General features: G+C 48.8%; 15 protein-coding genes. All 15 read right to left on the bottom strand.

Annotation, left to right across the window (positions count from 1 at the left end):
• Nucleotides 1–205 precede the first annotated feature (205 nt).
• Nucleotides 206–577, bottom strand: a complete 372-nt coding sequence (locus PMI05_RS29230; RefSeq protein WP_007729879.1) for a response regulator — start codon at nucleotides 575–577, stop codon at nucleotides 206–208.
• Nucleotides 578–829: 252 nt separating this feature from the next.
• Nucleotides 830–2,440, bottom strand: coding sequence for a gamma-glutamyltransferase (gene ggt, locus PMI05_RS29225; RefSeq protein WP_007729878.1), 1,611 nt, complete (start codon nucleotides 2,438–2,440; stop codon nucleotides 830–832).
• 314 nt (nucleotides 2,441–2,754) lie between these two features.
• The gene (locus PMI05_RS29220) at nucleotides 2,755–3,285 is read right to left on the bottom strand and encodes a chromate transporter (protein WP_007729877.1); all 531 of its coding nucleotides are present in this window, start codon (nucleotides 3,283–3,285) and stop codon (nucleotides 2,755–2,757) included.
• A complete protein-coding gene (locus PMI05_RS29215) occupies nucleotides 3,282–3,863 on the bottom strand; it encodes a chromate transporter (RefSeq protein ID WP_007729876.1) in 582 nt (193 codons plus the stop codon). The genes PMI05_RS29220 and PMI05_RS29215 overlap by 4 nt, the downstream gene beginning before the upstream one ends.
• 24 nt (nucleotides 3,864–3,887) lie before the next feature.
• Nucleotides 3,888–4,874, bottom strand: a complete 987-nt coding sequence (locus PMI05_RS29210) for an ABC transporter ATP-binding protein (RefSeq protein ID WP_007729875.1) — start codon at nucleotides 4,872–4,874, stop codon at nucleotides 3,888–3,890.
• On the bottom strand, nucleotides 4,871–5,845 hold the full coding sequence (locus PMI05_RS29205; protein WP_007729874.1) for an ABC transporter ATP-binding protein: 975 nt from the start codon (nucleotides 5,843–5,845) through the stop codon (nucleotides 4,871–4,873). Before PMI05_RS29205 ends, PMI05_RS29210 begins: the two co-directional genes overlap by 4 nt.
• A gap of 35 nt (nucleotides 5,846–5,880) precedes the next feature.
• A complete protein-coding gene (locus PMI05_RS29200) occupies nucleotides 5,881–6,711 on the bottom strand; it encodes an ABC transporter permease (RefSeq protein WP_007729872.1) in 831 nt (276 codons plus the stop codon).
• Entirely contained in the window at nucleotides 6,711–7,667 is a 957-nt protein-coding gene (locus PMI05_RS29195; protein ID WP_039961646.1) for an ABC transporter permease, read from the bottom strand. The genes PMI05_RS29200 and PMI05_RS29195 overlap by 1 nt, the downstream gene beginning before the upstream one ends.
• A gap of 41 nt (nucleotides 7,668–7,708) precedes the next feature.
• On the bottom strand, nucleotides 7,709–9,271 hold the full coding sequence (locus PMI05_RS29190; RefSeq protein ID WP_007729868.1) for an ABC transporter substrate-binding protein: 1,563 nt from the start codon (nucleotides 9,269–9,271) through the stop codon (nucleotides 7,709–7,711).
• Nucleotides 9,272–9,390: 119 nt separating this feature from the next.
• A complete protein-coding gene (locus tag PMI05_RS29185; protein ID WP_007729865.1) occupies nucleotides 9,391–9,867 on the bottom strand; it encodes an Lrp/AsnC family transcriptional regulator in 477 nt (158 codons plus the stop codon).
• A 244-nt stretch (nucleotides 9,868–10,111) separates the two neighbouring features.
• Nucleotides 10,112–10,582: a nucleoside deaminase gene (locus PMI05_RS29180; protein ID WP_007729863.1), complete on the bottom strand. Its 471-nt coding sequence runs from the start codon at nucleotides 10,580–10,582 to the stop codon at nucleotides 10,112–10,114.
• 70 nt (nucleotides 10,583–10,652) lie between these two features.
• Nucleotides 10,653–12,539: an ABC transporter permease gene (locus PMI05_RS29175; RefSeq protein WP_007729861.1), complete on the bottom strand. Its 1,887-nt coding sequence runs from the start codon at nucleotides 12,537–12,539 to the stop codon at nucleotides 10,653–10,655.
• Nucleotides 12,514–13,284: an ABC transporter ATP-binding protein gene (locus tag PMI05_RS29170; RefSeq protein ID WP_007729857.1), complete on the bottom strand. Its 771-nt coding sequence runs from the start codon at nucleotides 13,282–13,284 to the stop codon at nucleotides 12,514–12,516. Before PMI05_RS29170 ends, PMI05_RS29175 begins: the two co-directional genes overlap by 26 nt.
• 67 nt (nucleotides 13,285–13,351) lie before the next feature.
• Nucleotides 13,352–14,368 carry a HAMP domain-containing sensor histidine kinase gene (locus PMI05_RS29165; RefSeq protein ID WP_007729855.1) on the bottom strand — a complete coding sequence of 339 codons (1,017 nt, stop codon included), beginning with the start codon at nucleotides 14,366–14,368 and terminating at the stop codon, nucleotides 13,352–13,354.
• A complete protein-coding gene (locus PMI05_RS29160) occupies nucleotides 14,365–15,063 on the bottom strand; it encodes a response regulator transcription factor (protein WP_007729853.1) in 699 nt (232 codons plus the stop codon). Before PMI05_RS29160 ends, PMI05_RS29165 begins: the two co-directional genes overlap by 4 nt.
• Between the last annotated feature and the right edge of the window lie 352 nt (nucleotides 15,064–15,415).

Raw genomic sequence — 15,415 nt, 5'->3', positions numbered from 1 at the left:
TTTCAACATGCTCACGCCTTTTTAACATAAGTTTCTATCTCGCTAAGATTCATCCCAGTTTCCATGTACCCTAGCGAAAGGTGTCGCAAACTTCCTAATATCATCCAACCGTTAAAAAGGTAGAGATAACTCCGCCTTCACTCGACAAAAGAACCCATCACTTTCTGTGATCAAAATTCCATACTAACATCACTGCTATTTTGTTTCACCTAGTATCTGTTTCCAACAAATGTTGAACAGCCCATTCAATCCTTTCGAACTGTAAGGGCTTTGCGATAAAATCACGTGCACCTGCCTGGATCGCTTTGATGACAGTGTCGCGTCGTGCAACTGCGGAGCAAATAATGATCTTCGCATCCTTATCCAGCTCCATAATTTTCCGGGAAGCAACCAAACCGTTCATCCCCGGCATGGTAATATCCATCATGACGAGTGTCGGTCGATACAAACAATAATTTCTAACAGCCTCCTCCCCTGAATCAGCTTCTGCCACTACCTCAATACCTAATTTCTCAAACATATTACGCAGCACGAGTCTCGTAAACGCTGTATCATCAACAATTAAAATGCTATTCATCCAAATTGTTTTCTCCTATCTTTTATACCACGACTTTCGAACTATCAAAAAGGATTTCCTATACTCAAAAACGACATGATCTGACCATTTTCTACATTCTACTAAGATCATCTAAACAATTTCTGAACAAGAGAACATCTTCAAAAGAAGAAAATAGGTATAAAGAACTATATATACACCTATCTATCGAAATAAAAAAGGCCGAAGCATCAGCTTCGGCTCAACTCATTCTTCTATTCGATTCTCGTTTCCCTACCAAGCTGCAATACAACTATCCGTACGCATATCAGTACCACCGCTCAGCACACCATTTTCATCACGCCAAATGATTTGACCGCGCCCGAAGTAATTACCGAGCTGCGCCCACTTGATGGTATGGCCCCTGCGCTCCAAGGCTTGTGCCAAATGCTCCGGGAAATGGCGCTCCAGCTCCACCGTTTTGCCTTCCATCCACTGCCAGCGCGGCGCATCGAGCGAAGCTTGCGGATTGAGGTGGAAGTCGATGGTGTTCATGACCACCTGTACGTGTCCTTGTGGCTGCATGAAGCCGCCCATTACGCCAAATGGCCCCACTGCTTTTCCATCCTTCGTCAAGAAGCCCGGGATAATGGTGTGAAACGTTCTTTTGCCTGGCTCCAAGCAATTGTCATGCGCAGGGTCCAGCGAGAAGTTATGACCGCGGTTCTGCATGGCGATCCCTGTCCCCGGCACAACTACCCCGGAACCAAAGCCCATGTAATTGCTTTGGATAAAGGAAACCATGTTGCCCTCACCGTCAGCAGTGGCCAAATAGACCGTGCCGCTCGTTTTCGGCTGACTCGGCTCTGGCGTCAAGGCTCCATGACCAATCAGTGCGCGTCGAGTATCAGCGTATTCCTCTGACAACAATGCTTCCTTGGAAACTTTCATTTTGCTCTCTTCTGTGATGTATTTCAATCCATCAACAAATGCCAGCTTCATCGCTTCGATTTGCTTGTGATACGTTTCCGTCGTGTCTTTTGCGTCAAAATCAAAGCCCTTCAGAATGTTCAACGCCATCAGACCGATCATCCCTTGCCCATTCGGCGGGATCTCCCACACATCATAGCCGCGGTAGTTGACACTGATCGGCTTTACCCATTCCGGCTCATAGGCAGCCAAGTCTTCTTTACGCAGGTAGCCGTCGCACTCACGGGAGAATGCGTCGATCTTGTCTGCCAGCTCTCCGCGATAGAAGCTCTCTGCATTTGTTTCCGCGATTTGACGCAGCGTCTCAGCATGACCCGGCGACTTCCAGATGTCACCCGCTTTTGGCACCTTGCCATCTGGCGTAAAGGTGGAGAACCAATGCGCGAACTCTTCCCCTTTGCATTGCTGGGAAAACTTTTTGTGTGCGGCATTCCAATAATGTGCCAATGTTGGCGATACCGGATAGCCATTCTCCGCATAATCAATCGCTGGCTGCAAAACCTCCGTCAGCGGAAGGCGGCCAAAACGCTTGGACAAGGCGGCCCACGCAGCAGGCGCCCCAGGCACAGTGACAGGGGTCCAGCCGTAGGTCGGCATTTCTTCCAAACCTTTTGCTTTTAATGCCTCAATGGAGATTCCTTGTGGAGCAGGCCCGCTTGCATTCAGTCCATGCAGCTCGTCTTTGATCCACACGAGGGCAAATGCGTCTCCCCCGATGCCGTTCGAGGTCGGTTCTACTACAGTCAGGCACGCAGCTGTTGCAATCGCCGCATCCACCGCATTTCCGCCCTTTTTCAATATATCCAGACCTGCTTGTGCCGCCAGTGGCTGCGAGGTCGCCACCATGCCGTTCTTGGCAAAAGTCGTCACACGCTTCGATGCGTATGGGTATTCCATTGCGTCATAGTTAACCATGATTTATGCCTCCTTAAGTAGTTCTTTGTTAGCCAATATGAAAACCAATGAAGGTCCTTTTGGTTTGAGTCAACATAGTGTAGGAGAAGAAAAAGCACAGTTCTCTTCGACTCTGACACGCCAGCATGGGGGATTCACTGTCCGTCTCCACTTCAAAAAGGGGACCGTCGAGCCAAAGCCACCCTATGGGCGGAAGTTTCTCAGGGAAGACGTGTTCGACAAGCGGGTCCCCTTTTGGAAGTTCCGACTGGGTAGGCGTTGTCAAGGTCTACGAGCCCTGTGCTTTTTCTTCTTACCAGCTTACGTAAACTTTCCTAGCCGATGAAAACAAACCCGTACGCCATTGCTCCCAGAATGACAAAAGCGGGATGGACCTTCCATGTTTCGAGTAGAAGGTAGGACGCCACTGTCAAAATCCCTGTTTGCATCCAGCCGATTCCCTCGACTGCGCCCATCAGGAATTGATACGTCATCGTTCCAAGCAAAACCGTAACGACTGGTCGTACCGATTGGGTCATCGCTTTTACCTGTGGAGCACTGCGGAATAAGTTAATAAAACCCATCAGTAAGACCATCGCGATCGCTGTCGGAGCAACCGTTGCAAATAATGCGACTACTGCACCCGGTACACCCGCTACCTGATAGCCAATGTACCCAGCGAGCTTGGTCGCGATTGGACTGGGCAGCGCATTTCCTACCGCCAGCACTTCTCCGAATTCCTGTACAGTCATCCACTGGTAATGGTCAACCACTTCATTTTGGATCAAAGGAATGCTCGGTGGTCCTCCCCCGTACCCCAAAATGTTGGAGATAAAAAAGGCCCAAAATAATTGCAGGTAGATCATGCTACTCCCTCCTTGCCGTCCTTGTTCTTACGCTTGCGGACAGACCAAGTAGAGTAGGCAAATGAAACCGCCAGCGCAATCCCTACTACGATGCCCGGATGCCAATCAAGGAAGAGCAACGCTACAAGTGAGAGTGCGAGGGAAAGGCTCACACCTGCTTTGCTGGACGCTCCCTTCCAGCCCTTTGAAAGGAATTCCCACGTAAGGACGCCTGTCATGACTGCGATTACCGGACCGATTGCCTGGATCATGCCGTATACACCCGGCGCATCCTTCCATTGATAAATGACTTGCAGCAAACCGATCATCACAAGCACGATTGGCATCACTACTGCGATGTTTGCCACTAATGCACCCTTCCAGCCTTTTACCCGATAGCCGATAAATGCGGCCAGCTTGGTCGCAATAGGCCCTGGAAGAGCGTTGGCGAGCGCCAGATTGTCGGAAAAGTCCTCATCTGTCACCCATTTGTACTTTTTCACGCATTCGGTGTAAAAGAGGGGAACCATCGTAGGTCCTCCCCCAAATCCGAAGATTCCGATACGGAAAAAGGCGAGAAATAATTGCCAGTAAATCATAGCTGTACCTCCATCCTTGCCTAGCTAGCGGAAAAGTTCGCCCGATTGCACCAAATGACAGGAGACCAGCTGGCCCTTGCCGATGTCTGACAGACTGGGCACCTGCGTCTTGCAAGTCTCTGTCGCATATGGACAACGCGGATGAAAGGTGCAACCGCTCGGTGGATTTGCTGGACTCGGCAAATCGCCTGTCAACAAGATCCGTTCTCGCTTTTGCCGTGGTTTCGCTACTGGAACAGCCGAGAGCAACGCCCGTGTATATGGATGACTCGGGTTCTCAAATAGCGTCCGCTTGTCAGCAATTTCTACGATCCGTCCCAAATACATCACCGCGATCCGGTCGCACAAGTGCTTCACGACCGACAAATCATGCGAAATGAACATCAGGGTCAGATTGAATTCTTTTTTCAAATCCTTCAACAAATTGAGTACCTGTGATTGAATCGATACGTCCAATGCAGATACAGGCTCGTCGGCAATGATCAGCTTTGGTTTTACGACCAGTGCGCGGGCGATTCCGATCCGCTGCCTCTGTCCGCCGGAAAAATCGTGTGGATGGCGGTTCAGATGTTCTTTTCGCAAGCCAACGACCTGAATAATCTCTTCGATGACTTTTTCCCGCTCTGCCTTTGTCCCAATGTTGTGCACCATCAGCGACTCCATCAAAATCTGCTTGATCGTCATCCGCGGATTCAACGAAGCGTATGGGTCCTGAAAAATCATTTGCAGGTTTCGCCGCATGACGCGCATTTCTTCTTTGGGAAGCTTCGCTAAATCTTTGCCATCAAACCAGACTTCTCCTGCTGTCGGCTCCAAGAGGCGTAGAATCGTTCGGCCCGTCGTAGACTTGCCGCAGCCCGATTCCCCTACAATGCCAAGCGTTTCACCAGGATACACGGTCAGATCAATACCATCGACTGCTTTGACATGTCCCGTCGTCCGTTTCAAAAAGCCACCCTTGATGGGAAAATGCTGTTGCAGCCCTTTTACTTCTAAGAGAGGTGTCGTCATGCCTGTTCTTCCTCCTTCGCGTACAGCCAGCAGCGACATTTTTGATTGTCCAGTTGCAAGAGTTCAGGGGCTTTTTCGTGACAAATCGCAATTGCTTGCGAACAGCGCGGGGCAAAACGGCAGCCCACTGGCATTTGATACGGCAGGGGAACCGCTCCCGGAATGGTTTCCAGATATTCGCGTTCTTCGTCCAGCTCAGGAATCGAGTTCATCAGCCCGATCGTATACGGATGCTTCGGACTGTCAAACAGCGTATCGACATCAGTCTCCTCTACGACTTGGCCGGCATACATGACGATAACGCGGTCACACATCTCGGCTACTACACCCAAATCATGCGTAATCAGCATGATGGAGGTTCCGGTCTTTTCTTTTAAATCGCGCATCAAATCGAGAATTTGCGCTTGAATCGTCACATCGAGTGCCGTTGTCGGCTCGTCTGCAATAATCAGCTTCGGATCGCAGGACATCGCCATCGCGATCATGACACGCTGGCGCATCCCTCCTGAGAGCTGATGCGGAAACTCTCCGTAAATCTCTTCTGCACGAGGCATTCCGACTGCTTTTAGCATCGCAATCGCCCGTTCCTTTGCCTCTGCCTTCGTAACCTTGCGATGCAGCATGACTGCTTCCTCAATCTGTTTGCCTACAGTATGTAGCGGATTGAGAGATGTCATTGGCTCTTGAAAAATCATCGCGATTTCATTACCGCGAACACCTTGCATTTCTTTTTCCGACAGCGCAAGCACGTTCTTCCCATTGAAGCGAATCGATCCTTCCGTGCTTCCGTTGGGCGGCAGCAAGCGCATGATCGACAGGCTGGTTACACTCTTCCCACAGCCGGATTCGCCCACGACGCCAAGCGTTTCACCAGCACGGATAAAGAAGTCGACGCCGTCCACTACACTGACGACACCGCTGTCCGTGCGAAAACGGGTTCTCAGCTGTTCCACTTCCAAGATGGTCGTCATCTGCTCCACTCCTTTTCTCCCGTGTAGGGCATTCATTATTTACGTGCGCGCGGGTCCAGAACTTGCTGTAGACCATCCCCCAACAAGTTGAAGCCCAGCACGACTAAGAAGATCGCAATCCCCGGATAAAACGTCGCATAGGGCGCGACGGACATAAGCGTTTGTGCTTGGTTTAGCATGCTGCCCCAGGAGGGAGTCGGCGGCTGTACACCCAATCCGAGATAGGACAAGGATGCTTCTGCGATAATCCCGGATGCCATCGCCAACGTCGCTTGAATCACAATCGGGTTCATAGCATTCGGCAAAATGTGGCGGAAAATAATGCGTGTATCCTTTACCCCAACCGAACGTGCTGCTTGAATATACTCCATATTCCGAAGCGTAAGAACTTGACCGCGTGTAATCCGTATAAATGCAGGGGCAAAACCAATCCCAATCGCCAGCATGGCATTCCCGAAACCTGAACCGAGCACCGCCGAAATCGCCAGAGCCAGAATCAAAAACGGAAAGGCCTGCATCGCATCGACGCTCCGCATGACGATCCACTCATCCCAAAAGCCGCGGTAGTAACCGGACAAGAGTCCAATCGGCACCCCGATCAGCATCGCAATACCGACAGAGATCAACGCTGCCTGAATGGAGATGCGCGCCCCGTAAACAACACGGGAGAAAATATCCCGACCGAGATCATCGGTCCCAAACAAATGCTCGCCATCTGGCGACATCAAAATTTTGTTATAGTCTTGTGCATTGGGGTCGAAGGGTGCGATCAGCGGCGCGAAAATCGCCACCAAGATCAATCCGAGGATAATCACCGCTCCGATGACGCCCAAACCATTCCGGAGAAATTTGCCCACGGTTTTCATCACTCACCTGCTCCTTTCCCAGCCTTGATGCGCGGATCAATGACAGCGTACAAAATGTCTACAATCAGGTTTACCAAGACAACGAGAATCGCAGAAACAAGAATGGCTCCTTGTACTGTTACGTAGTCACGTTTGAATACAGATTCCACAATCAGACGGCCAAAGCCAGGAATCGAAAAAATCGACTCGGTAATCACCAGACCACCCAACAAGCCTGCGATCATCAATCCCGAGGTCGTTACCACTGGAACCATCGCATTTCTCAGCGCATGCCCCAGAATCGTGCGAGCCTCATTCAATCCCTTCGCTTTCGCTGTCCGAATAAAGTCCATGCTCACGACATCGAGCAAAGAAGAACGCAGCATTCGCATCAACACGGCAGATTCCCGCAAGCCCGTTGCCAAACAGGGCAGAATCATAGCCATCAGGTTTTGTGTAGGATTCTCGGAAAACGGTACATAACCGGATGAAGGCAGCCACTGGTTTTCCACGGCAAAGAAAATAATCATCATCATCGCCAGCCAGAAGCTGGGGATACTCATACCGCCTAGCGCAGTAAAGGTACTTGTATAGTCAATCCAGGTCCCGCGTCGCACTGCCGCGAGAATTCCCGCAGGAAACGCAATCAGAATCGCTACCAAGAACGTTCCGATCGTCAATTCCACGGTAGCTGGGAGTCTTTGCATAATTAAGTCTGCGACCGGCACACGGTCCGTAATCGATATTCCCAAATCACCCGTTACCACTTTTCCTAGCCAGGAAAAATACTGCACCACGATCGGCTGATCCAACCCCAGCTCGGTTCGCAGTGCCGCATAGGCTTCCGGTGTCGCTTCCTCTCCTAAAATGACCCGGGCAGGATCGCCCGGGATCATATGAATCAAAGAGAATGTCATAATCGACACCAGCAGGAGAATAGGGATTGTCAGCAATAGACGCCTGATTATGAACATCATGACAATTCCTCCTTGCTCTTGCTGTTATAGTGTTGCGCTACCTATTGCTTGTCCAAATTGGCTGTACGGATCAAACCGTCTGGGACATACGTAAAGCCGGTTACTTTCTTGTTCATGCCGAGCAGTACATATTGGTGGTACATGTAGGCATAGCCCGCTTCTTCTTGCAGCAATGTGGCAGCTTCGTCATACAGCGCCTTACGTTTTGCTTCGTCCAGCTCACCACGTGCTTTGATGACCAGTTCATCCAGCTTCGGAATGGAAATGCGGCCATCGTTGTTCGATGTATCTGTTACAACGAAGTCATGGAAGTTTTGATCAGGGTCCTGACGTCCAGACCAGCCCAATTGCATCGCTTCAAATTCGCCTTTATCGCCTGTTTCGATCAATTGTCCATATTCCAATTTTTCCAATGTCACATTGATGTTGTGTTGTTTCAGCATGTTTTGCAGTACCGCACCCAGTTGCTCATTCTCTGGAGAAGTAGAGATGTACAGCTTGAAGTTAAATCCGTTTGGTTGACCGCCCTTCGTGAGCAAATCCTTGATTTCTGCTGCATCCGGCGGCTTCGGTGTGTTCAGTGCTTCATTGTAAGCCAGACTGCCTTTTGTAAATGCTGTGCGAGCCGGTGCCGCATAGCCGTTAAACAGTACTTTTACCAGGGCTTCACGATCAATGGCACGATCCACAGCCTGACGGAGGTACTTGTTGTCAAACGGCGGGCGGGAGTTGTTCAAGTAAACACCTTGGTAACCCATGCCGGATTCCGCGACCAATTGCAGGTTCGCATCGCCCTTGATTGCAGGAATTTCTTTTACAGGGGTATCATCGATGATATCCAGCATGCCGGAGCGTAGGTTTTGCACCTTCGCTGTTCCGTTCGTGAATACTTTGTAGTTCACCTCATCGATCTTCACTTGACCATTCCAGTAGTTTTCATTTTTCTTCAGCGTCACGTGGTCGCCTTTTACTTGTTCAACAAAAACATATGGACCTGTACCAACCGGATGATTGAGGTATTGATCGCCATGTTCCTTCACTGCTTTTGGTGATACCATAATGCCCGAACGGTCAGTCAAGACGGACAAGAATGGAGCGAAGGGCTCTTTCATCTGGATTTTTATGGTCTGCTTGTCCACTACGGCAACCGAATCTACGAATTTCAATTCGCCTTTCCGGCGGGACTTCTCATCGTTCATGTTGCGCTCGAAGTTGAATTTCACTGCCTCAGCATCAAACTCCGTGCCATCGTGGAATTTCACGCCCTGCTTCAGCTTCAATGTATAGGTCTTGCCGTCTGGCGTTACTTCATGCGATTCCGCCAGCATTGGCACTATTTTTCCTTCTGAATCGATATCAAACAGCTTGTCATAGAGGCTCGCGTATACTTGACGGTCGTAAAGCGAAGTCGAGGTGTTTGGGTCCATTGACGGCGGGTCTGCCTTTAACCCAATATTCAGTACTTTTTTGCCGGAGGCTGGCGCTGTTGTTGCGGCTTTGCCGTTTTCTGTAGTCGCACTGTTTCCTCCTCCACAGCCTGTAACCAATAAAACTGTCCCCAGAACAGCACTGAGCATTGCTTTGCTCACTTTGGTCGAAAACATAGGATGACCCCTTTTCTCTCGTTTTTTCTCTAGTCTCTACTCAGAATCGTTCGGCATTCATTTCATAATCCCAACGGATTTTCGCCCGATGGCATTCCCCCTTCCAAGGTCACTCGTATCTAACGGATAAAGTTATACTTGGACTTCAGTATTTTCAATTCGTTAATGACATTCGTTTTGGAGATGCCAGGAATCTTGTGTAGCTTTTTGAGCAAAAATTGCGATAATTCTTCGTTACTTGTTACGAGCACCTGTGTGAAAAGCTGATATTCACCAGAAGTGAGTACGATGAGCCTAATCTCTACGGTATCCGTTAATGCAGCAACCACATCGTCCAGCTTTTCCGCATCCACAGCCACTTGAATCATCGCCTGTACGTGAAACCCTGCCTTGACTGGATTGACAATACCGACCAGACTCAGGGCACCTTCGTCCTGTAATTGCTGGACGCGCATGCGGATCGTCTTTTCCGTGACCCCAAGGTCCTTCGCAATCTGGGTAAACGGCAAGCGCGCATTTGCTTGCAAGGCGCGAATGATCCCATAGTCGATGTCATCTAAATCAGGATAAAGTGATCTTCGAAAAGTTTCTTCCATATAAACACACCTTTATTCGTCTTTTTTTAGTAATATTCAACCTTATTACAGCTAAATTTCAGGAAATCTGGTCGAATTTCATAATGATTGTTGTTACTATAATACGATTTTCGACATAGCGCAATACCTTTATCTGAAAATTTCATTTTGAAAGCATTTTCATTCTATTTTTTTCTTTCCACCTATTCTTGCTATAAATAAAACGAAAAAAAAGAGCCTACTCCGCTAGTGGAGTGGCTCTCTATTAATATTCGATACGGTCCAGAGATTGAGACCATGCTTCAAATGGACTGCGTCCATTCGCAAGATTGATTCTCTGAAAAGGAATGCTGCGCTCTTCATGAGGGAGAACAATCTGCTCATAAATAAACTGATCATCAAAACCGACATGCGCCGCATCTTCTTTCGTGCAAGCGTAAAAGACATTGCGCGGTCTGGCCCAATAGATGGCTCCCAGACACATCGGACACGGCTCACAGCTTGTATACAGGTCACAATCGTTTAATTGAAAGGTTTGGAGATGACGACATGCTTCCCGAATTGCTTGAATTTCGGCATGTGCAGTAGGGTCATTGCTCGTCGTCACTTCATTACGCCCTCGCCCGATTACCTGCCCGTCCTTCACGACAAGGGCTCCAAACGGTCCGCCTATTTTATCACGTACATTTTCAAACGCAATCTGTACGGCTTGCCCCATCCATGTCTCTCGTTCCATCCGCTTGCCCCCTCGCATCCTTCTCCTTTTATCCTATGTCCATGCGCATCTGGACATGCTGGAAAAGTCACTAGCGGTTCATCGATTGCTTTAAATGGAACAAGTAACGGTTTCGAATGATCCAGAAATACACGCCCTGAACAACGACGAAGCTGCATAGGACAATCGCGGTCGGTTTGACCACAGACGCGACAAGAATCAGCTTCAACAAGCTTTGCAGGGAAACGAACGCCACCACGCTGTGAATAATGGCTACCACAATCGGTACGAAGAACAACAGGGCAACCTGAGTCGTGACGGTCCGCGTCAATTCCGCATCCGTGAGTCCAATCTTGGAAAGCGCTCCGTAATGCCGCTTGTCGTATTCCAGATCTGTGTACAGACGGAAATAGAGAAAGCTTGCTGCGGCTACAAAGAACAACACGCCCACAAACAATCCGATAAAGAGTGCCATGTTCGCCATTTGTTTCATGGAGTGGTAGTAAGGAGCCCGAGCTGAAAACGAATAATTTTCTTCGTAATGACGAATATCTTCCTGAAGCTTGAGACTAAGATCCTGCGTTTCCTTCCATCTTGGCACCTCGTATACAAAGCGCTGTTCTTCCTTCATGTTCGGAAGCCGGTCATACACCTGATTCGGTACAACAGCCAATCGATTAAATTCAATACCACTGATCAACGGAGTCATATTCGTGTCTGTTTTGACCACCAGCTGTTCATTTCCCACATGAAGAGTCTTGCTCACTACCGAATCGCCAATCCAGTTGAGCAGGACAAACACCTCGTCATTCGTCATTTGCAACTCAGGCGAATGGGACGCTACCGCCAGCCTGTTATAGTCGGACAGCTTCACAACCCCGATCTTTTCTTCATTGACCGGTTCGGGCAAAACCCGCATAGCTACTTGATATTTTTCAAAGGAAAAGCCACCCTGCTGCAAGCTCGTTTCAATTAACGACAGATGTTGGGCCCTCTCCACATCACTTTGTTTGGACTGGTATTCAAATGCGAACGGATTGATTTTCATCACCGTAATCTGAATCGACCCAGCCAACGCTGCCAGCGTGCCAATCGCACAAAAAGCAACGGTAGAGACGATACTGACCAAAAAGAACATCCTTGCATTATCCTTCATCCGATAGGCCAAATCAGAGAGCGTCAGGAGATTCGTACCTTTCCAATAGAAAACGCGACGCTTCTTCAGAAAATCGATGAAGATGACGCTCAACTGAGTAAACAACAGGTACGTTCCTACAGTCGTCAGCGCAATGACCGGAAGCATCAGCACGAGCACATTCACGCCGTCAGCAGTGAGGGCTAAGGCATAGCTCATTCCCAACAAAGCTACTGCGACCAGAGACAGTACTAAAGATGCCCTTGGCTCACGCTTAGGCCGACCGCTTCCTTGCAACAGATCCAACAGACTGCGGCTTCGCAGCACGAGGACGGTAAACAGCGAAATGGCTGCATACAAAATGAGAAACGCCACCACTGTCAAACCGATTGCTTTCCACGGGAAGTAAAATCCGAGTGCTTTTACATCCAACAAAAATCCGGCGAATTGGAAAAATAGCTTGGCGAGAACCAGTCCGAGCCCAATCCCGATGGCAATCGAGACAATGCCAATCAGCATGTTTTCCATAAATATCAGCGTATTCCGCTGTAATGGTGTCATGCCCTGGATAAAAAGGATGCCGAATTCCTTCTCCCTCTTTTTCAGGAAAGCACCTACACAGTAAAAGAGAAAAAAGAAAGAGAACAGAAAAATGACGTACTCTGCTGCCATCATCCCAGTGGCTACGGATTCATGAATCTCCTGTCCGATAATTTCCGGATGAAAAATGAACATCGCATAGACGAAAAAGATTAAGACAGAAAAAACGCTACTCATGAAAAATGCAGCGTACATCCGTTTATTTCGTACAACGTTATTACACGCGAATTGTCGAAAGGTCATAGGTGTTCCCTCCCAAAAACGACAACGAGTCAATAATTTTCTGGAAGAATACCTGTCGGCTCTCACCACGATACATCTCGTTATGGAGCTGTCCGTCTTTAATAAAAATCACCCGATGGCAATAGCTGGCCGCCAAAGCATCATGCGTCACCATCATCATGGTGGTATTGTCTCTCTTATTGATCGCTTCCAGTGTCTCCATCACATTGCGCGAAGACTTGGAATCAAGATTTCCTGTCGGCTCGTCAGCAAGCAAAAGCGACGGGGAATGAATGATCGCCCTGGCAATTGCCGTCCGTTGGCGTTGCCCCCCAGACACCTCGAAGGTCCGCTTTTCCAAAATGTCCTGAATCCCTAGCTTCTCTGCAACACTTTGCAGCTTTTCTTCCATGACCGATACTTTCTCATTGTCCAAAGTAAGCGGTAACACGATATTTTCCCCAATCGTCAACGTGTCCAAGAGATTGAAATCTTGAAACACAAAACCGAGCTCACGGCGACGAAACAGAGCGAGTTTATCTTTTTTTAAATGATGCGGATTCGTACCGTTCAAAAGAACCGCACCAGAGGTTGGTGTATCAATCGTGGAGATCATGTTTAATAGCGTAGTCTTGCCACTGCCTGAGGGGCCCATAATACCGACGAATTCGCCCTTGCGAATCGAAAAATCGATATCGGTCAGCGCGCGGTAGGTTACCTTGCCCCCGTATATTTTACTCAAGCTATTTACAGCAAGCATTTCCATGCGCCATTCCCCTTTCTTGCACTTCCAAATTCAACTATACGAAAGTGCGCATAGTCCAGCTATCGAATTAACTTTCAGCTATCTTACTTTCTTGTAAGGTTGGTAAGACGGCAGACAAGACGATACGTACGGTTGTACCCTGGCCCACTTCTGATTCCATTTCCACCCCATGATGGAGCCGCCCGCAAATTTCCTTCACCAAGTACAGCCCCATCCCAGTGGACTCAGGGTATTTGCGCCCGTTTTCTCCCGTAAAATACGGCTTGAACACGCGACGAATATCTTCGGTAGGGATCCCGATTCCATAATCCTGCACTTCCAGTATGGCATACGCTCCGCGTTCATACGCACGAATGGTGACCTTGTTGCTTTTCCCTGCTGAATAGCGAACGGCATTCGTCAACAATTGGTTGAGGACAAAAGCAAGCCACTTATCGTCCGATTCCACTCGCCAATTCTCATCCACTTTTACCTCGGGATACACTTGGTTGCGAATAAACAGCCGCTTGTTTTCAGCCAACACGTTCTGCACCATGGAACGCAGCGTTACTGGCTCAATCAGGAAGTCCTGTTCAAATCGGTCGAGGCGAGCTATGTACAAAACGGTTTCCAGTCCACGCTTGATCCGGTCCACTTCTTCACGGACGCTCTCAGCTGTTGGATCGTCTTCATTTTGCAGCAACAGATGAATAACCGAAATCGGCGTCTTCATCTGATGAACCCACTGCTGAATAAACGTCGTATGGTCCCGTTGCTTGTTTTCGTAGGCATGAAGCTGTTCTTTGTAGAGGCGGTACTGCTCCTGACTGATGTCGTCCATCGCGCGGCACAACGGTGAATTCCCGTATGTTTGGGTCAGTTCCTCTAATGACTCTACCGGCTTGCTCAGTCGCTGATAGATTGTGCGGTGAGACAAATAACGGATGGAGAGAAAAGCCCCCGCGAAAAAAACAGATAAAAACATGACATAGATCATCAATGATTCATTCCAGTACCCATCCATCGCAAAAATCATAATCAATAAGATCAGTTGGACGAGAAAAAACGCTGCGAATGGCCAATGATCTCGAAGGAACAGCTTCATTGCCCTTCCTCCCAAGTCGCACGTAAGCGATAACCGGAACCGCGGACAGTCTCGACAGCTCCCTCTAAGCCTAGGTCCTTCAGCTTGCCGCGCACGCGTGTGATGTAGACATTCAGCGTGTTTTCATCGACAAACTGCTCATCCCACAGCTTTTCTAGCAAACGCTCACGGCTGACGACACGTGGATGTTGATTCATCAAGGCTTCTAGCAGTAACGCTTCCTTTTTGCTCAGCTCGATTTTGGTATCGTACATGGACAGCTCCATTCGCTCCAAAAACAGCTTGAGCCCCGCCACTTCAACCGTACGCTCCCCTTCTTGCGGAGCATATTGTCCGTAAGCCCGGCGTAGCTGGCTGCGGATTTTGGCCAAAACCACATCGTAGTCGAACGGCTTTGTGATATAGTCATCGGCCCCATTTTCCAATGCCATCACTTGGTCCATTTTACTTTCTCGTGCTGAGATGAACAGGATCGGGCAGTTGGACTCCTGGCGCATTTGCCGGCACCAATAAAATCCGTCAAATTTCGGTAGATTCACATCCAATAAAACCAGATCAGGGCGCGATTGGGTAAATACCTCCATGACTCTATCGAAATGTTCAACATTGACTGTTTGAAATCCGTATTTTTCCAGTTGCTCTTGCAGCAGCTGGTTGATTTTCGGGTCGTCTTCTACAATCATAATTGTGGACATCACTCATACTCCTCTCGTCTTGAGTCTCCTCCATTTTATTCTTTACTATACCATTAGAAAACTAGACTACGCCAAGCCTTTAGCGTTTCTCGTACTTAGATGTCTACTGAAAAAACGGCTTGTACGTTGCTGTTGTGGAGGGGAGGAAACAGGAGAAAACGCTCAGCTTCTAGGGCCACCCCCTGGGGGATTGACTGTTCGACTCCATGCAAAAAGCGAAACCGCGTCCAAAGTTGTCCTTTCAGGATGTTTTTCAGAGGTGGACGCTTAAGGGCGTGTTTCGCTTTTTGCATTGCGTCTCGGTCGGTTGGTCATAGCCCCGTCAAGTAGACACTAAAAAAGAGAAATTTTT

The organism is Brevibacillus sp. BC25 (assembly GCF_000282075.1).
Lineage (GTDB): Bacteria > Bacillota > Bacilli > Brevibacillales > Brevibacillaceae > Brevibacillus.
The sequence above is the reverse complement of the archived record's forward strand: the minus strand, read 5'-3'. Positions and strand labels throughout refer to the sequence as shown.